We start from the raw sequence: 18,814 nt of genomic DNA on the forward strand, positions 1-18,814 counted from the left end.
GACCACATGGCCCTCCTCCTCTGGCTGTATCCTTATTCTTATGATTCAGCCAATCGTTAGGTTGCCCCCGTCTACGCTTGGTGACCGATGGCGCGGCTTTGGCTCGCGGATCTCCTGTATTCCATCGGTAGCCAGGTGGGGCCTTGGCATTAACTCCGGTGAGTCTCGTCTCCCCTTGACCCACCGCTGGCCCCACACGCAAACGGCGGCGGATATTGCATATCAGACACGACCTTCCGGGATTTCCGGCTGTAAACATTGAAGGGTCTGCTGCTATGCATGCACCAAAGCCGTTTTGTGCCCTAATTAATTCAAAGAGCATGCCTAAACCGTATGTATATGTTTTATAAGGAGTTCTAAGATTTAAGCCGGGGCAGGAAGAGCAAAACTGTAATATTCGCGGGGTGAGACCTGAGGAGAAAGTTTTTAAGATTTTGATTTTTAAGGATTTCTAGGCCAATCTCTCGCTGTAACGCTTAGTTTACGACTATCCACCCTTGTTTCAGGGTTACAAAAGAACTCGTGTTATCAAGGACTTGGAGAGTCAGGGATTAAAAGCAGAACAGCCGGGCTAAAAGAGAAACAGGCCCGGCTGTAAGTATTGCGGAATTACTTGGAGTCCAGCGTGCGAGGCTGGAGGTTTAAACCACTCAGCTTGTTTCTGTATTCGCGAGTTACCTCCCTTGCGTCCGCCGTGTCGGTTACCGCGGTAGGGGTAATCATCACCACCAGTTCAGTTCTATTTACACTGGTTCCACGACTGCCAAACGCCCAACCGACCACTGGCATATGACGCAGGTACGGCACGCCCTCGCTTCCCCTCGTCTTGTTCTCCTTAATCAGCCCTCCGAGCACCAGCGTCTCTCCACTTTGAACAGCCACGCTGGTGTCGATACGACGCTGAATAATTGTTGGCGAATCAATATCGGAACTGGTGGTCTCTTCGGCCACATCATTCACCTCCTGGGTAATATCGAGCACCACCATGCCTCCGGCGTTTACACGCGGCGTGACCTCAAGTAACACCCCGGTATCGCGGTACTGGATCGTACTGGTGGTGTTGAGGTCGTCGCTGGAAGTGTTGGTCGTTGATGAGGTTCGGATCGGTACCTGGTCGCCCACGCGAATCTCCGCCGTATGATTGTCGAGCACCATAAGAGAGGGGGAAGATACGACATTCAGGCGCGAGTCGGTGGCCAGAAGCCTTAGCAGTGCGCGGGTTTGGCCCGCCTTAAATACCTCAAATGTGGCACTGGAAACGGCATCGGCGGCGCTCTGAAGCGGGCTACTGCCTATTGTGCCTATCCCCTTGGTCGAATTGCCAAGGTGACTTTTGAAGAACCAGTTAAGCCCGTATTGCAGCTCGTCCTGTAACGAAACCTCGACAATGGTGGCTTCAACCAGGACCTGCAGCGGCAGCACATCCAGCTTCTGGATCGCCCTGTACACCTTGTCGTAGTCCGTCGGCGACGCCATGATCAGCAGAGCGTTGTTTTCGACATCCGCAATAATATCAACGTCCCCGACGTCCAGATTAGCCGGACCTGAGCGACTGGCTTCCGTCCGGGTCACTGGCCCCTGATCGGCTACATCACCCGTTTGATCCTGCGGTGCGGCAGCGGAAGGAGCGCTCGCTTCCGTTTCCTGGCGATTACGGCGCTGGTTCTCAAACAGTCCGGCCAGCATCTCGGCCAGGCTTTCAGCACGGCCGTTCTGCACATAGTAGACATACATTCCCAGTCCCTGCGCACCCTCGGTTCGATCAAGGCGCCGGATCCAGGCTCTGGCATCGGTCAGGTACTTTTTCTGCGGCGTAATCACCAGCAAGGCATTCAAGCGCTCAATTGGCAGAAATCGTACCACCCCCGCTAAAGGCCCCTCAGCCGCATCACCGAAGATCACTTCCAATTCGCTGATCAGCAGTTCCGGATCCACTGACTGTAAACGGAAAAGCCCGACGGACATGCCCTGAAGCTGATCGACATCGAAAACTTTGATGGTTTCTTTAAGGTTGATCAGCTCTGCCTGACTGCCCGCCAATGTGATCAGGTTACGCCGCTCGTCTGCCTCCATCAGCCCCTGTTGTGGCTTCATCGGTTCGAGAATTTTCGCCATTTCCTGAGCGCCTATGTAACGCAGAGGAACCACCAGCATCTGATAACCTCGATCAGCGCTTAGATTGGCCTTCAAACTGACAGTACCGCCATTGATACTGTCGATCGGTACGACTTCGTAAAAATCCCCCTGATCCACCAACGCGGCGCTGTTCACCTGTAACAATTTTTCCAGCGTCGGTATTAGTGCGTCCCTTGAGATCGGCCGGGTGGTTTGCATATTAGCGGTTCCACGCACCCGGTCATCAAGGATGTAATTGACCTGCAGGATATCGCCAAGAATTGTCTTCACAATCTCGCCGATCTCGGCACCCTGAAAGTTGAAGGTGATATCCCCCTCAACCAACGCCGGTAGCTCGGGCTTTTCCAGATCTAGAAAAACACCGTTACCGCTATAAACCTCGACCTCATCCGTCACTGGCTGGATAGTCGCTATCTCTTCACCGGCAAAGCTGTTTTCGTCACTGCCCTGGCGCAGACGTCGCTGGCGTGCCAGCGTTTCGCCGATAGGTTCAACCGCCTGGGAGGATTCCTCCATTGGCCGCAGGCTGTCCAAAGCATTCGGGTTGGGGGCAATCTGCGATGAGCAGGCCACCATTGCCCATATACACATCGCAAGCCAGGGGATTCTTATTTGCTTATTCATTTTGCTGATCCCTCGTTGTCTGAATTCGCAGTTGCAGTCGATCTATGGCCTCCCTGGCTCGCTCCTCCAACGGCTGTGCATCACCGTTATCGAACCCCTCACCTGCTGCACTGGCCGGATTATCCAGCGCACGGGTATCACGTGGTTCTCTCAGGTTTAATCTCACCTCTTCCTCACCGGATTTCATCACCACCGTATCCGGTGTGATCGCATCTAACTGCCAGGTGGAGTCCAGAGGCATTCCGGTACTCAGTATCCGATGTTTGTCACCCTTGCGTTCCTGCAGCATGGCGTGATCCTCACCGCCTACCATGATGATGCCTGTGAGTCGCCAGTTGTCCCTGAGCTCGCGGGCCGAGACAGCTTCCCCCTCATCAACCATCCGCTCGGGCCGGCGGGTTTCCGAGAAGAGGGGCCTTTCCAACGTCTCGTCAAAACTTGCCCTTGGTGGCAGTTCCGGCAATTGCAGGTTTTCGCTGGTCTCATCGGCGAGCGTCATCGAGTTCCACGCCAGAATGAAAGCAGCGAGAAAGAAAGGGCATTGCTGCATAGGTTTGCAGTTCATTGAGCACGCTCCTGACCGGTATAACCGATCAAGTCAAAACGGATATCCAGCGCGGGTAACTGCCTTTGTGCATTCGTTCTCTGAGTGGAAGGCTGCCGCCTTGGGTTAGCCAGAATGCGCAGATTATCGACAAACAGCACCGGCCGGCCGGACTCCAGCGTATAGAGCAGGCCCACTAGATCAACCAATTCGCCGCGCAGGTGTACCTGAATTGCAACCGGTTCCAGAGGCGATTCCTCATCCCGATCGATGATCTGTGTGCTGATAACCTGGCCACCGTTAGCGCTGACCTGGCGGTGCAAAAGCTGCTGCAAACCAGCTGCCGAGAGTGCGGGGGTCGTCTCGTTAAGATACCAATCGGTTGCAGGTCTTGCGGCCTTCAAATGAGCCAGCCGCTCGCGGCTGCTTTCCAGTCCGCTAACCGCCCTCTCATAGACGGCCAGCCGATTTTCCAGCGCATCAATCTGACTTCCGTAGTCCCTCCAGCTTGTCCACAAAGGGACGAGCAGGACCCGGATAAGGATCAGCAATACAAGGATCAGTAATCCAATCGCCAGAGCCCGACTTTGCCTGGCACTTAAACCGCTCATGATCCCCCCTCCCCAACCACTAGTGCAGTCAGGCTAAAGCGCTCCTTTTCCGAGCGCGGGTTGATCGTCACCGGTGAGGTAAAACTTACCTGGGTAAACACCGGAGCCTGTTCAAGCAAGCCAATTAACTGGGAGGTATTACCAGACTCACCTTGGATGCGTAGCTCATTACCCTGAAGTTCGAAGCGGCTGATCCAGGTATCGTCAGGGATCAAGCGTGTTAACTCGTCCAGAATTACCAAGCTGGCAGGCAGTACTGATTTACGCTCAAAGATATACTGACTGCCTGCTTCCAGGGCCTCCAGCTCCGTGCGCACGTTCATTGCCTGCTCAGCCGACGCCTGTCTTGGACCAATCTCCTGCTGCAAGCTGACCAATCGCTGCTCCCGCTGATAGAAAAGCAGTGCCAGCAGCACCGATACAACCAGAACAGTCAACACGGGCCGGCTTGTCAGTACCCTGCGCCCCGGAGATTCAACCGCAGCGGCTTCCGGTAACAGATTTAACGTGCGCCAGTTCTGATGATCGTTAGCCGCCGATACCGCCAGCATCGCCACCGGTTCCAGGCCGCATTCTGAAAGTACCGAGACAATCTGGGAACGAACGGCATCAGGCAGGACGAAAAGCTCCACCTCGATACGTTGCGTCTCGCGGTTTTTTGCCAACACTCTGTAACCGTAACTGGCCTGTCCCTGGCTGAAGGGAGTATGTCTGTCCAGCTCGAATCCCAGTACCGCCTGCAGCCTTTCAGACGCTGCGATTGGCAGAGAGATCCGCTTGATGAGAAGTAGCTGATCGTCCAGCGTCACCCAAATATTGCCCTTACCCGCATGCAGAGTTCGCCAGGTCGCCAGCATTGGGTCAGTAGTCGCTTTCACCCAAGGTATTTCGTGCCCGTCGGGCAACTTAAACGCGCCTGCTGAAACATGCAGTAATTTGGGCGCGCGCTCACTCCTCGCTCGCCAACGCGGGGGGACAAGTTCTAATAACTCGCCGCTCCACCACTCCCAGAAACGCGACAAACGAACAAACAACGCCTGTTTCCAATGGCCAACCTGTTTGATGGAGTCACTGTTCATAGCGATTCTCCCGGTTAAGCAATTGAGCAATTTCAAGTTCAAGCAGGGTATCAACAGGTTCCATTTTCGGACTCTGACCACCCCGCGTAATTAGCACCACACGTTTGAGATCCGTTGTCGGTGAAATGACTGCCCGGGTTATCGAGGTATAAAAACGTCCAGTCTGGGCAACACTGACATAAGGGTCCGCATTAAACGGTAGCTCTGGCAGATCGAGCTCGTTGTCCCAGGCCAGGCGCCGATTATCGATATACGCACGGACGACGCTTTCGCTGGCGTTGGGCAGTGTCATCAATACCTCAAAAGACGCCACCTGCGGGTTAATCGTCTGACTTCGCGTCATCACTGTCAGGTTAGGGCTCACCTGCTGGTAGATCGAAAGATCCATGCCCAGTACCTGAAGCAACTCAACCACGCGGTTAAAGGGCGCGTTGGCCGGACCGCGCTCCCGGCCGGCTGCGAGATAGTCGGCTTCCTCGGCACCGTTCAAGCGCACCAGATCATCGGCATCGCGCCAGTCTTCTATAGCGGCAACCAGAGCCGCCCGTTGACCGTTGTCAACAATCGCCGGTTCGAGCAACGCGTCAAGCAGCTCCGATGGAGCCGCATTAAGATCAAGCTTTCCGCTTTCGTCATACAGTGCAACGCTGAGAGCCGCCTTCCCCAGCAACAACTGGTGTTCCGACCCATCCGCCAGCCAACCCCGCCCCTGTTGCAGATTCCAAACAACCCAGTTCAACCCTCCATCGGCAGCCTGCGCCGCTTGTACCCCCTGCTCCGTATTCTGCGTTTGACGCGCAAACCCACGGCCCGACAGCGAAAGATTCGTCGCAATCAGGCTTAACAACAGCAACACCCAAAGCACGGTCACCAGCACAACGCCCTGATCTGCGACGAGCTGCTGAGGGCTGAGCTGACTAGTCTGTACGTAGGCCATGACTGAACTCCTGCAACAGGACACTCATACCATTCCAACCCGCCAACTCCGCACTACCGGTTCCTTGGCTGGGGTCAGCTCCGGATTGCTTCAGACTCACCTCGATCATCGTCGGTAGTTGCGCCTCCTCCAGCCAAATGCCACGCTCCTCTTCAAGTTGACGGCTATCGTAAGAAACGTACGAAAACTCCAATTCAGCCTCACCGGTAATGCCCAAGAGATACTCCCTGGGGGGGCTTAGCTCATTCCCCTCTGCATCAATGCGCAGCGACGCATCAAAGAGTTCAGCCCAATCAATCCCTTGTCGCTCCTGAAAACCTGAGGTTTCAAGCATCAGCGCACGTGGTCTATCCGCTGTAGCTTCACTGACCCGCAGCCGATACCAGAGCAGGCTGGAGTCGCCGCTGCCCAAGTTGGATGGCGCAACAAAAATCAGCTGATCCCGCTCGCCCCTGAATGCAACCTGGACCTGTCCATTTCGATCCCGTACACGTGCATCTCGCGCCTGTGAGATCAAACGACGCAAAAACTGCTGCAGCTGATATTGCTCCGCTATCTGTTGCTGCCGGGTATCCGCCACCTCCCAACTGCGTGCACCTATTCGCAGACTGGTAAAAAGCAGCAACATCACCAACGCGGTGAGCACCAGCGCCATAAGCAACTCGATCAGCGTAAACCCTCTTTCAGTGATACCACTCATAACGTCCTTACCAGTCGAAGCGTATTCAGGGTCAGACTTTGTTTCTGCCCCCAATAAACGCTTAACTCAATCTCATATGGCTGTATCGATATATCTCCTCGCACCTGACTTTGCTCCGGGAACTCGTAGCGGCTTACCCTCAGTTGCCACTCAAAACGCTCGTCATCAAAACGGCCGTTTTCCAACCCCAAACGCAGATGGGGGCTGGCAAGCACCCTATCCAGCTGCGACTGAGCCAGCATCAACGCCTGCTGGCGCGTGGCTGCACGCTGTGTCGTGTCCAGCGCCTGAGAGTTCAGCCTCAGCATCACACCCAGCAGGGCAGCCATAATCACAAAGGCGACAAGTACTTCCAGCAGCGTAAATCCCCCTTGCCTGTCCGTTTTAGCTGCTGTGAACACTAACCCTCCCCGTGAGAGCGTCGATCTCAATCCGGTAAGCGCCCCCACTTTCACCAATGATGTGTAACCAACCGCCGCTACTGCTCCCGTCGGGAAAAAACAGCAACAGGTTTCGGTCCCCAGCAACGCCTGTGTTAAACAGCGGTGAGTTCTTTCTATCAAGCGAAACGTTGACACCATCAGGCCACCTGATAGACGTTTTGTTCGAGGTCCGATAGGTCTGTAGCTCACCATCCACCGCCACTGCACCCACCCTGCTTTGACTGACAGCCTCGCTTCGAATCTCTCTAAGTAGAGCCGCGCTCTGCCGCGCAAAAGCCTTCAGTTCGCTGCCTGGCAGCACTTTGGCAATATTGGGCGTAACCAGAGTCAGCATCAGAGATGCGATAACCAGCACGACCAGCAGCTCCAACAGAGTCATACCGGTCGCGTAAGCTCTATTGCCAGTTCGATACATCGCTGTTCTCATCGTCGCCACCTTCCCGGCCATCTGCACCCAGGGTGTAGAGGTCATAGACGCCGTGCTCTCCCGGTGAGCGATAGAGATAGTCGTTACCCCAGGGATCCTGGCGCACTACCTTCTTGGTCAGGTAAGGGCCATTCCAGTTGCTCACACCAGAGGGCTCGCTGATAAGCGACTCCAACCCCTGCTGGGTAGTCGGGTAATTTCCAACCTCCAACCGATACAGATCCAGCGCTGCGCCCAATTCCTGAATCTGAAGCGCCGCGGTCTGGGTCTTGGAACTGCCCACGTGACGCAGCACCTGCGGGCCAACAAGACTGGCGAGCAGGCCGAGAATCACGAGCACCACCAATAGCTCAAGCAGGGTGAAGCCGGCGACGGTCCGTTTGGCACGCTGTGTTCTGTTCATTATTCCTTTCTCCTTATTCCGGCCTCAGAGCGGCAGTTCATTGATCGACATGATCGCCACCAGAATCGACATGATGATCCCGGCGATCAGCATGCCCAGGCCCACAATCAGCAGCGGCTCAAGGATGGTGAGCATGCGCTGGATATTCAGCCCCACTTCTCGGTCGTAAAGCTCAGCAACCTTCATCAGCATCTCGTCCAGTTGCCCGGTCTCCTCACCCACCTGGATCATCTGGATCGCCAAGGGCGGAAACTCACCGGTGGCGTGCAGCGGCTCGCCGAGTCGGCGACCTTCTCGGACACCATCACTCACCTGGGCCACAACGGAGGCGATATGCTGGTTCACCAGGGTGCCGCGGGCGATCTGCAAGGCATTCACCATCGGCACGCCACCGCGAAGCAGCGTGCCAAGGCTGCGGCTGAAACGCGCCGTTTCGATGCGCTGAATCAGCCCGCCCGCCAGCGGCAGACGCAGCAGCAGCCGATCCCAACGCACACGCACTTCGGCCTGCTTCAGGCGCTGACGGAAAATCAGGCCCGCCACTACTAATGCGATCAGCAGCCAGGGGCCAAAGATGCGCACAAAATCGGCCACCGCCATCACCACGCGGGTGGCCAACGGCAGGGCTTCGCCCATATCGGAGAAGAGCTGTTCAAACTGGGGAATAACGTAGGTGAGGATCACTACCAGCGAGAGGATGGCGACAAACAGAAGAATCATCGGATAGAGCAGCGCCGAGAGCACTTTTTCCCGCAGCGCCCGGTTACGTTCCAGGTAGAACGCCATATCCTGCAGCCCTTCGGCCAGATTACCGGCAGTTTCGGCGGCGTGAATCATGCTGACGTAGAACGGCGAAAACAGGCCGCCCTGTTCTTTTAATGCCCGTGAAAGAGGGCGGCCGCGCTGTACCTCATCCTCGACATGCTTGAGCAGTTGCTGCTGCTCCTTGTCTTCGCTGACGCGGGACATGATCTGCAGGGCGCGATCCAGCGAGAGACCTGCGCGCATCAGCTCCGCCAGGTCCTGGGTGAACTGCTGCACCCGCTGACGCTTGTTCTGGCCGCCCATTTCCAGCTTGAGGAAAGCCGCCAGATCGGAACTGGCGCCCGCGGGCTCCACCAGCAGCGGAATCAGGCCCTTTGCCTGAAGCTGGCGTACCACTCCCTGACTGTCTCGCGCTTCTAATTCCCCTTTTAGTTCCTCCCCTCCCTGGGTCACTGCACGGTAGAGAAACTGGGGCATGAGGCATCACTCCTGAGTCACCCGAATGACTTCTTCGAGGTTAGTGAGGCCCTGCAGCGCCTTGGCACAACCATCTTCATACATGGTGCGCATGCCACTGGCGCGGGCGGCGGCATGGATACGGCCGGAGTCGGCGTGATCCAGCGCCAGGCGGCGGATTTCGTCGTTCATCAGCAGGAGTTCATGGATTACCAGACGGCCAAAGAAACCGCTGCCCTGGCAGGCATCACAGCCGTGAGCCCGCCACAATTGCAGCGGCTTACCCTCTGCAAAGCGCTCCAGACCGGTTTCCCGTACCAGCTCCGGTAAAGGTGTATAGGGTTCGCGGCAATGAGGACAGAGCACACGCACCAGCCGCTGAGCCAGTACCGCATTCAGTGTTGAGGTCAGCAGATAATCCTCTACCCCCATCTCCAGCATACGGGTGATGCTGGATGCGGCATCGTTGGTATGCAGGGTAGAAAGCACCAGGTGCCCGGTCAGCGCCGACTGAATACTGATGCGTGCCGTTTCCAGGTCTCGCATCTCACCCACCATGATCACATCCGGGTCCTGCCGCACGATGGAACGCAGTGCATTGGCAAAGCTGAGGCCGATGGAGGATTTCACCTGGATCTGGTTGATCCCCGCCAGCTGATATTCCACCGGATCTTCCACGGTGATCAGTTTACGTTGCGGGGTGTTAAGTTGATGAAGCGCGGTGTACAGGGTCGTGGTTTTACCGCTACCGGTCGGCCCTGTAACCAGAATCATGCCGTTGGGGATCGCCAGCAGTTCATCGAGCTGGGCACGGCAGGCATCGGTAAAACCCAGCGACTGGAAATCGAACGAGATGCTTTCCCGGTTCAAAAGCCTGAGCACCACGCTCTCGCCATGCATGGTGGGGACGGTGGAAACACGGATGTCGAGGTCCTTGCCCTGAACCCTTAGCTCGATACGACCATCCTGCGGCAGGCGGCGCTCGGCGATATTCAGCCGCGCCATGATCTTCAAACGTGAAATCACCGCCGGCGAGAGCTGCACCGGGGGCGCTTCACCCTCCTGCAGTACGCCATCAACGCGATAACGCACCTTAAGCTGATTCTCGAACGGCTCGATATGGATATCGGAGGCGCGCGCCTCGACCGCGCGCTGGATAATCAGGTTAACGAGACGGATCACCGGGGCGCCGCTGGCCATATCCAGCAGCTCTTCGACGCTCTCTTCCTGCTCTTCGCCCGGGCTTACATCGGCGAGGATATCGCCCATCTGGCTTTGGCCTTCGCCGTAGTAGCGATCAAGCACGGAGAGAATATCTGAGGCTGCGGCCACTTTTACCGCTACCGGCATGCCCCAGGCCATCTGCACAGCCTGGCGGGCATAGCCGTCTGCCGGGTAGGCCATGGCCAGTTGCAGTTGGCCCTCATGCTCGGCCAGGGGGAGTAAACAGTATTCACGCAGAAAGCGAACAGAGACGCGGTCATCCAGATCCAGCGGGGATTGCAGCTCTTCAAGCGTCAGAAGCGAAGTTTCAAAAAGCTCTGCCAGGGCAGCGGCCAGGTTTTTTTCCGACACCAGTCCGAGCCGCACCAGTAATTGCGATAGCTGACCTGACGCGCCCGCGCCGGTTTGCATCTGGTGTACCCGTCCCAAGTCAGCTTCGCTAAGGAGGCCTCGATTAATTAATAGTCTGGCGAGTTCCTCCTCCTGCGGATCCGGCTGGGCGGGAAAAATATCATTCATCGCCACCCTTCTTGCCCGTGATTACGGGCTCCGTCTCCAATCGTCCTGCGGTTGTCAGGCTGACGTTACACCCTGTTGCACTAGTGTTTCTGTCGGCTGACATTCATAAGCAGGTAACCACAACTATAGCCACGAACCCTGCCCCTGAACGGCGCTCTGGTTGAAATTTTGTGCGTATAGATCCCTGTGACATGCGTGAAAATACAGACCGATTTCCGTGACAGAGTCGGCGTTATCTGCGTGGAGAATAGATCGATCAGGGCAGGAGGCACTCCAGCTAACCAACAAGTCGGTCCGCTGGAATGCCCGTGGAAGTGTCGCTCAGGACGCCTCTTTGATGCGCGAAACCGCCCGCTCGGCGGCATCATAAAACGGAGAGAGGATCATCGTCGCACCGGCCTGTTTAAGCGACTCGCGATCCTTGAGACGCTGAGTCGAGATCACGATCCCGCCGCTATACTGCTGATCCTTCAGGCCTTCGATCAGGCAAAGACGCGGATCCTGATGGGTGACGCCGATATCATGCTGCGGCATCGCCGACACCACCCATTTCACGCCGGTCAGCGGCAGGTGGCCTACAAAAGCGGGATCACAGGCGTCACCATAGATGGCATCGTTGCCCTCCTCCTTCCAGAGCCTCACCTCGTCCGGATTAAAGTCCACCGCCAGAATGGTGTAACCCTCCTGCTTCAGATAGTGGGCGATCGCCTTACCGTAGCGGCCAAGGCCAAACAGAATCACATCATGGCCATCGCTGGCTTTTGTCTCCAGTTCCAGCTCCTGCTCGCGAAACGGTTCCTTGCGCTCGAAGATACCCAGCAGTGGTTCAAGCTTTCCGTACAGTCCATGAGAGTACGTAATCATGTAAACCGACAGCGAGATGGTGATCAGACCCACCAGGGTTACAAGCCCCAGTGACTCCGGCGATACGTGCCCGATCGACAGCCCCATGGCCATGAAGATCAGCGAGAACTCGCTGATCTGCGCCACCGTCAGTCCCGCCATAAAGCTGGTGCGTTTGCGATAGCCCATAAATCCCATGATCACCATTACAATCAGCGGATTACCGATCAGTACGAACAGTGACATGATGATTGCCGGCGCAATCTGCGCCCCAAGCAGACCCAGGTCCAGCTCGGAACCGAGCGCGATAAAGAAGAACAGCAGCAGGAAATCACGCAGCGACGAAAGCCTGGCCACAATCGCCTCCCGGAACGGCGTCGAAGCCAGCGAGATACCCGCCAGCAGACCACCCAGTTCCTTGCTGAAGCCCAGTTGACTGCCGATCGCCGCGAGCAGCGCGGCCCAACCGATGGCAAAGGTGATCAGCAGTTCCTGCGAATGGGCAATGCGCCCCACCAGTGGATTCGCCAGGTAACGGATAAACAGCAGCACCGCACCCAGCATCAGCAGTCCGTAAACGACGACCGTGCCCACATGCACAAGCACCGAGCCATCATCGCCACCCTGAGAGCCTACTCCCAGCGCGGACAGCACCATCATGGCGAACACTACGACCAGGTCCTGAACGATCAGGAAGCCGATCGCGATGCGTCCGTGCAGGGAATCCACCTCGCGCTTATCCGAGAGCAGTTTGATAACGATGATGGTGCTTGAGAAGGTCAGCGCGACCGCAACGTAGAGCGAAGTAACGGCATCAAGTCCCAGCGCCAGCCCCAGCATAAAGCCGATCACCGAGGTAAAGGTCACCTGCCCCAACCCCGTGGCGAGCGCCACCGGGCCCAGGGTGCGGATCAGTTTCAGATCCAGCTTGAGGCCCACCAGGAACAGCAGCACCGCGATTCCCAGATCCGCCAGCAGCTGAATACTGTCGTGGGAGCGCACGATGCCGAGCGCAGAGGGCCCGGTGAGTACACCCACGGCAATAAAACTTACGATCATGGGCTGGCGCAACAGTAGCCCAACAAAACCCACGGCCGCCGCCAGCGCGATCAAAGCCGTGAGTTCATAAAACGGCGAACTATGTACCCAAGTGGTTATCAGCTCTAACATCCCTGCTCCATTTCCCTATCTCCCTATCTCCCGGCGACGAACAGCCCCGTTTGTGGCGTCTCGGTCACTCATACTTTACCGGTGAGGCGAAGCCCTGGGGCTTCAGTGCCATCAGTGAGCAGCTCAGTTTCTGGACGATATTTTCGGCGGTATTGCCGATGAGGAAGCCGGGAATACCGGTGCGGGCCACGGTGCCCATGACAAGCAGGTCGATCTGGTTGTGATTGACGAAATCGGGCAGAAGATCACCGGCTTTTCCACGCAGATGGTGAATTTTATGCGCGCCTTTGATACCGGATTGCTCGATCAGGTTGCTCAGTTTGTCACGGTGTTCATTCTTGGCATGAATCACCGTTTGCGTCAGCTCCGCATCCGGCACGTTGAACCAGACATTGTGGCGTAGATAGTCCTCAAGCATGTAATCCCAGCAGGAGACGATGTGCAGCTCTGCGCTGAAACTCTCCATCAATGAATGGGACAGCTGCAACATCCGTCGGGAAAGCTGCTCGGCGGCTACCTCTTCGCTCTGAGGGTCGATCGCCACCGCGACCCGGACCGGACCTTCCTGTTTCCGGATCGGTCGACATAACCAGACCGGCACCGGGCATTTGCCCAGCAAGTCCATATCGATCGCCTTGAAACCGCCCTGCGTATCCCGGGACTCCGCCTCCTTGATCACCAGATCGTGAGCATCCCGCATCACGTGCTGAATGATCTGTATCGACGGCAGGTTGTCACTGAGAATCTCGAAGGTGATCGAGAGTTGATTCGGGTCCAGGGAGAAATGGTCTTCGGTCTTGCGGATCGAGTCATTAACCTGCTCCAGCAGGGACTCTTCATATTTACGTTTATATTCGGGAAAGTCGTTGGGGAACTCGGGGCAGACAACAAGAATCTTCAGCGATGCGTGGTTTCTCTGGGAGAGGCTGAGCGCCTGTTTCAGCGCGTCGGACTCATCGGCGGTACCATGAGCGATATATAAAAGGCTTTGAAATTCACGCATCCCACACTCTCCCTGTTGTTATCTGAGCGAACTTTCATGAGTAATCGTTCATAAAACATCATCATGAGCGAAGCTGCGCCCAAAGGTAGATAAGTTACAAACCTGACTCCAGCATGCTTTTTTAACTTCGCGGGTGTACTGACCCAGGTCACTCGGACCGCCGAATTCAGCAACTGCCAGGCATTCGTTTGGACCCTGTGACCTGCGGATGATTCAACCCAAACTGTCAGAAGTGTTGGCTTTTCGGTGGGCGTTCCGGATGGTCGGGGCGCTGATACTCCTGTAGCTGCCAGCCCTTTTCGTCGCGACTGAAACGGCCCTGCTCTACCGGATGGAAGCCACCCTGTTTCTTATCCAGGTCCCAGCGCTGTACCTGTACCAGGTGATCCTCCGGCAGGTCGATCAGGTTAAAGGAGTTGGGCGCACCCAGGCGTGTACGTGAAGACATGCAGGTGCCTGCAAGCAGCATCAGCATACGGGGAAAGATGCGGGGATAACGATGTTCCGAGGTACGCATCAGTGTGTCGTGGATATGTCCGCCCAGCACCAGATCGATTCCATACTCGCTCAACACCTCGACCGCGCGGCGATGACCCCGAGTCAGGTTGTAGCGGTCCTGCATACGGCGGCAATCCAGCGGATGATGCAGCACGGCGATCCTCAGGCGCGCCGGAGTGCGGATATATTCCGCCAGCTGTTCACGCAGGAAGCGCGAGTCGATCTCGCCGTTGATATGGCGCCAGCGCGGCGCCGAGTTCAGCGCGATCACCTGGACGCCGTCCTTCTCGACGGTAAACGGTGGCAGGCGGCCAAAGGTCTTCTCAAACAGGCCATAGGGATCGAACAACCGGCGGGCAAGGTTAAACAAAGATATATCGTGGTTGCCCGGTACCGCCACCAGCGGCACATTTGGCATCCGCTCGACAAACTCGCCCGCCAGCTCGAACTCACGCTCCTTGGAGCGCTGGGTAATATCGCCCGACAGAATGATCAGATCAGGCGCCAGCTCGTGTACCTGCTGCTCCATCTGCTGGCGCACCGCGTCGGGAATGGTACCGAAGTGAGGGTCGGAAAGATGGAGAATACGCATCAATTACCTTCCTTTGTATGGCTAACGTCGGTCTCGGGAACCACGACGTTCAATACGCCGCGATCTATCTTGAAGTCCAGCGGGCCGCGCATGCGGATGCGCTCGCCATCCAGCACCACCGACACCTTGCGTCGATCCGGCCCGATCACCAGGCGGTCGGCACAGAAACGCTCCAGGCTCTGCTCGTCCCGCAGACGCTTGACCAGCCCCCTCAGGGTCAGCCGGTAGAGCGCCCAGTGGCTCACTTCGCGCATCACTACCACGCCCATCTGCCGTCGTGCGGCACACTTCTCCACATCCAGGTCGACACCGCGCAACTGCAGTGCGTTGATACCAACAAAGACCATGGGGCTTTTAACGCGCCAGCTCTGCTCCTCATCGGCGATATCCAGGTCCATGGTGCGAAAACCTCGCACCAGCGTAAACAGCGTAGACAGAATCGCAACAATGCGGTGACGTCCAAACCGGCGCGTATGTTGCTCCCGCGCACGAATCAGCCGGGCATAAAGACCAAAACTGGCGTTGATGATAAAGGTCTTGCCGTTCACCTGGCCCAGGCTTACCGCACGCAGGTCGCCCGCCACCGCCAGCTTGATCGCCTCCTCCTCGGTTTCGGGGATATCCAGGTTACGGGCAAAAAAATTGAAGGTGCCGGTGGGTATTACCGCGAGTGGAATATTGCTTTCCCGCAGCGCCTCGGCAACGGCGCGAATGGTGCCATCGCCCCCCATCGCCACAACCCGGCCGCCATCGGCTTTTGCATCGGCCACGGCGCTGCTGATCTTATCCGCCAGCTCCGCCGGGCGTTGCGCCAGGTAGCGACGGAAGCGGATATTTCTCTCAGCGCAGAGCCGCTCCAGCTCCCGCGCTGCCCTTTTTGCGCCGCCCTGTCCTGATCCTGCATTGGCAACCAGATGAATGCTGGTTACCTCCATGTCTTGCGGATGTTCCATCTGCATTCGAGAGCTTCCTCGCCACAACGTGCCAAAAGGCTGTTTTTTAAGGATTAGCCGATATGAGAGACTGATACAACTCTTGTACAACTGAAAGGCACTATACGGACATGAGCAAAGCGCACAACCTCACCGAAGATCTGTACCAGAAGCTGGTAAACCAGGAGGACGCCCGCGCCTGCAAGGCGATCGACGAGTCGGCCTGCCGCGAGGTGCCGGGGAATTTTATGCTGACGCTGCTGAGCCAGTTTCTTACCCAGCTTGGCGATGCCCTGTCCAACCCGAAGATCATTCTGCCCTGGGTGATGCAGAGCGTGGCGGCACCGCTGTATCTGTTTGGCCTGCTGGTGCCGATTCGCGAATCCGGCTCAATGATCCCGCAACTGGTGATCGCCAGCTACGTGCGCCGCATGCCGATGCGCAAGGGAGTCTGGGTGCTGGGCAGCGTGCTGCAGGCGCTGTCGATCTTTGGTATCGGGCTCTGCGCCTGGCTGCTTGAAGGTGCGCTGGCGGGCTGGTGTATCATCGCGCTGCTGACCCTGTTCAGCCTGTCACGGGGGCTCTGCTCGGTGGCTTCCAAGGATGTGATCGGCAAGACGATTCCCAAGCGCCAGCGCGGCCAGTTGTCGGGCTGGTCCTCCGCTGCAGCGGGGCTGATTACCCTGGGCTTTGGTGCGGCACTGCTGTTGAGCGACGGCGCCGAGCTGGAGCCGTTTCACTACGGCCTGCTGATGGCCGGCGCTGGCTGTCTCTGGCTGATCGCGGCGCTGGTTTATGCCCGGGTGAAGGAGTTTCCGGGCGAGACCAGCGGCGGTAAAAACGGCTTCGCCGAGGCGATGAAACGGCTCGATCTGCTGCGTACCGACAAGCCTTTCCGCCGTTTCGTGATCACCCGCGCATTGATGCTCTGCTCGGCTCTGACAGCGCCCTATTTCGTGGTTCTGGCTCAGGAAAACCTGGGTTCTCCAGCCTATCTTCTAGGCCTGTTCATCCTCGCCAGCGGCGCCGCCAGCCTGATCTCCGGCCCTTTTTGGGGTCAGTTTGCCGATGTATCCAGCCGCCGCGTATTGATCGTCTCGGCGCTGATGACCTCGGCGCTGGGAATAGTGACGTTTGCCATCGCAACCTTTCAGCCCGGCTGGCTGAGTCTATTCTGGCTGATGCCGCTGGCCTATTTTCTGCTGACCATCGCCCATCAGGGGGTGCGTATCGGCCGCAAGACCTACGTGGTGGACCTGGCCGAAGGCAATAAACGCACCGATTATGTCTCGGTCAGCAATACCGTCATCGGCTTCATTCTTCTGGCCATGGGCCTCACCGGCGCTCTGGGCGCTGTGATGGATGTGAGCGGTATTATCCTGATGCTCTCATGCCTCTGCCTGGCCGGCGCAGGGCTTGCGATCACGCTGCCGGAAACCGACGTCTAAAGGGTACGTTCAATGCCGAAGCGCGCCAGCTGCATTTCGTTCAGGCGGCTGAGTGTGCGGCGGAAGGCAAACTCCAGGTAGCCGATGGGATAAAGCTTCTCCATCGGCACCTCGGCTTCGATATAAAGCGGCACCCCCCGGTCGTAACACTCGTCGACCAGCGCGATAAAGCGGCGCACGCCGTTATCCATCTTCGAGCGATAGGGTAACTGGCGATCGCCGGTATCGACCTTTTCGACGGCATCTTCGGTGCCGCGGGCGATACTTGGCAGGTTATCGTCACTGACCAGGCACGGCACCTCGCTCACCAGGATCTGGCGGAAGCTGTCACAGAGCTCGATATAATCATTGGCCCAGAGATTGGCCTCACACAACTGATCGTAGGTTGCCCAGAGCACTCTTGAGCTGTGCCGCACAGCGTCCACGTTACGATTGCCCGCCCGCACACTGCCACTGCTGCCCTGACAACCGGCCAGTTCATGGAAGCAGGACTCCATGCGTGATCCCTGCTCCGCATCCAGCACCCAGTAACGCTCCGCCTTCGCACCGGGATGGAGGCGATGGTCCTGGCTGCCCAGCACATCGACCACCTCCATCTCTTTCTTGATCGCCTCGATGGCCGGGAACAGGCGGTCACGGTGATGGCCGCCTTCATAGAGCCTGTCCGGCGCGCTGTTCGAGGTCAGCACCAGCGTAACCCGGTTAGCGAACAGTAGCTGGAACAGGCGACCGAGAATCATCGCATCGCCGATATCGTTGATGAACAGCTCGTCCAGGCAGAGCACTCTCACCTGCTCGGCCAGCTCGTCAGCTACCTGTTTCAGTGCATCCTTATGGCCTGTGAGCTCAAACAGGCGGCGATGGATCGAGCGCATAAAATGGTGAAAATGCTGACGCCGCGCCGGCACATCCAGCCCCTGGTGAAAGCTGTCCATCAGCCAGGTTTTGCCCCGCCCTACCGGACCATAAAGGTAGACACCAGGAACCGGCTTGCGGCCGCGCTTATGCAGTGCCTCGAAACAGCGCTCCAGATACTCCACTGCCTGACGTTGGGCGGGATCATCGGTGAAGCCGTTTTCCAGGGCCTGAAGATAAAGTTCACGGGGCGAGTGGGACAAAAAAACTACTCCATCGGTTCGTCACTGGCCGCAGCCCTGAACGAAACACAGCCTGAAATAAGAAGAAAAACGGTGGGCGACGATCATCGCCACTTCAGCGGCTGAGTTCAAGTGCACTCAAATATCACAGCCTCATTGTGCGCGATGGCTCGAATCCCGCGGACAAATGTTCAGATCACACCATGATGCTGGCACAAGCACATTACAAAGTATCAATATTGATTTATGAAAACACATTGTTTGTTTTTAAAAAATCAGCCAAATCAAAAATCCTATCCCTGCCAGGGTAAATTGAATGGCTGCGGGAGTAGCGCTCCCAGCAAGATTTCTGATTGGAAGTCA

17 protein-coding genes are annotated in these 18,814 nt (G+C 57.1%); 1 reads left to right on the top strand and 16 read right to left on the bottom strand.

Annotation, left to right across the window (positions count from 1 at the left end):
• Positions 1–609: 609 nt before the first annotated feature.
• The 15 genes from gspD to C4S72_RS06130 form a co-directional block, all read right to left on the bottom strand.
• Complete coding sequence (gspD, locus tag C4S72_RS06065) at positions 610–2,760, bottom strand: type II secretion system secretin GspD (protein ID WP_104002131.1); 2,151 nt, start codon at positions 2,758–2,760, stop codon at positions 610–612.
• Positions 2,753–3,325 (bottom strand): hypothetical protein, encoded by a 573-nt coding sequence (locus C4S72_RS06070; protein ID WP_104002132.1) that lies wholly within the window; start codon positions 3,323–3,325, stop codon positions 2,753–2,755. Before C4S72_RS06070 ends, gspD begins: the two co-directional genes overlap by 8 nt.
• The gene (gene gspM, locus C4S72_RS06075) at positions 3,322–3,915 is read right to left on the bottom strand and encodes a type II secretion system protein GspM (RefSeq protein WP_104002133.1); all 594 of its coding nucleotides are present in this window, start codon (positions 3,913–3,915) and stop codon (positions 3,322–3,324) included. Before gspM ends, C4S72_RS06070 begins: the two co-directional genes overlap by 4 nt.
• Positions 3,912–4,994, bottom strand: coding sequence for a PilN domain-containing protein (locus tag C4S72_RS06080; RefSeq protein WP_104002134.1), 1,083 nt, complete (start codon positions 4,992–4,994; stop codon positions 3,912–3,914). Before C4S72_RS06080 ends, gspM begins: the two co-directional genes overlap by 4 nt.
• Positions 4,984–5,931 (bottom strand): type II secretion system minor pseudopilin, encoded by a 948-nt coding sequence (locus C4S72_RS06085; RefSeq protein WP_104002135.1) that lies wholly within the window; start codon positions 5,929–5,931, stop codon positions 4,984–4,986. The genes C4S72_RS06080 and C4S72_RS06085 overlap by 11 nt, the downstream gene beginning before the upstream one ends.
• Positions 5,912–6,631, bottom strand: a complete 720-nt coding sequence (locus C4S72_RS06090) for a PulJ/GspJ family protein (protein ID WP_104002136.1) — start codon at positions 6,629–6,631, stop codon at positions 5,912–5,914. The genes C4S72_RS06085 and C4S72_RS06090 overlap by 20 nt, the downstream gene beginning before the upstream one ends.
• Positions 6,628–7,032 (bottom strand): type IV pilus modification PilV family protein, encoded by a 405-nt coding sequence (locus C4S72_RS25735; RefSeq protein ID WP_160115453.1) that lies wholly within the window; start codon positions 7,030–7,032, stop codon positions 6,628–6,630. The genes C4S72_RS06090 and C4S72_RS25735 overlap by 4 nt, the downstream gene beginning before the upstream one ends.
• The gene (locus C4S72_RS25605) at positions 7,016–7,501 is read right to left on the bottom strand and encodes a pilus assembly FimT family protein (RefSeq protein WP_160115454.1); all 486 of its coding nucleotides are present in this window, start codon (positions 7,499–7,501) and stop codon (positions 7,016–7,018) included. The genes C4S72_RS25735 and C4S72_RS25605 overlap by 17 nt, the downstream gene beginning before the upstream one ends.
• Entirely contained in the window at positions 7,470–7,904 is a 435-nt protein-coding gene (gene gspG, locus C4S72_RS06100) for a type II secretion system major pseudopilin GspG (protein WP_104002138.1), read from the bottom strand. The genes C4S72_RS25605 and gspG overlap by 32 nt, the downstream gene beginning before the upstream one ends.
• Positions 7,905–7,928: 24 nt before the next feature.
• Positions 7,929–9,146 carry a type II secretion system F family protein gene (locus tag C4S72_RS06105; RefSeq protein WP_104002139.1) on the bottom strand — a complete coding sequence of 406 codons (1,218 nt, stop codon included), beginning with the start codon at positions 9,144–9,146 and terminating at the stop codon, positions 7,929–7,931.
• Between the two features lie 6 nt (positions 9,147–9,152).
• Entirely contained in the window at positions 9,153–10,868 is a 1,716-nt protein-coding gene (gene gspE, locus C4S72_RS06110) for a type II secretion system ATPase GspE (RefSeq protein ID WP_104002140.1), read from the bottom strand.
• 321 nt (positions 10,869–11,189) lie between these two features.
• Positions 11,190–12,881: a cation:proton antiporter gene (locus C4S72_RS06115; RefSeq protein WP_104002141.1), complete on the bottom strand. Its 1,692-nt coding sequence runs from the start codon at positions 12,879–12,881 to the stop codon at positions 11,190–11,192.
• Positions 12,882–12,945: 64 nt separating this feature from the next.
• Entirely contained in the window at positions 12,946–13,884 is a 939-nt protein-coding gene (locus C4S72_RS06120; RefSeq protein WP_104002142.1) for a universal stress protein, read from the bottom strand.
• Positions 13,885–14,110: 226 nt separating this feature from the next.
• On the bottom strand, positions 14,111–14,974 hold the full coding sequence (locus C4S72_RS06125) for a metallophosphoesterase family protein (protein WP_104002143.1): 864 nt from the start codon (positions 14,972–14,974) through the stop codon (positions 14,111–14,113).
• On the bottom strand, positions 14,974–15,933 hold the full coding sequence (locus tag C4S72_RS06130) for a diacylglycerol/lipid kinase family protein (RefSeq protein ID WP_104002144.1): 960 nt from the start codon (positions 15,931–15,933) through the stop codon (positions 14,974–14,976). The genes C4S72_RS06125 and C4S72_RS06130 overlap by 1 nt, the downstream gene beginning before the upstream one ends.
• A gap of 104 nt (positions 15,934–16,037) precedes the next feature.
• Here C4S72_RS06130 and C4S72_RS06135 point away from each other — a divergent pair, with 104 nt between their 5' ends.
• A complete protein-coding gene (locus C4S72_RS06135; protein WP_104002145.1) occupies positions 16,038–17,354 on the top strand; it encodes an MFS transporter in 1,317 nt (438 codons plus the stop codon).
• Here C4S72_RS06135 and zapE read toward each other — a convergent pair.
• The gene (gene zapE, locus C4S72_RS06140; RefSeq protein ID WP_104002146.1) at positions 17,351–18,472 is read right to left on the bottom strand and encodes a cell division protein ZapE; all 1,122 of its coding nucleotides are present in this window, start codon (positions 18,470–18,472) and stop codon (positions 17,351–17,353) included. The genes C4S72_RS06135 and zapE overlap by 4 nt on opposite strands.
• Between the last annotated feature and the right edge of the window lie 342 nt (positions 18,473–18,814).

This window comes from Marinobacterium lutimaris (genome assembly GCF_900108065.1).
In the GTDB taxonomy this organism is placed as follows: Bacteria; Pseudomonadota; Gammaproteobacteria; order Pseudomonadales; family Balneatricaceae; genus Marinobacterium_D; species Marinobacterium_D lutimaris.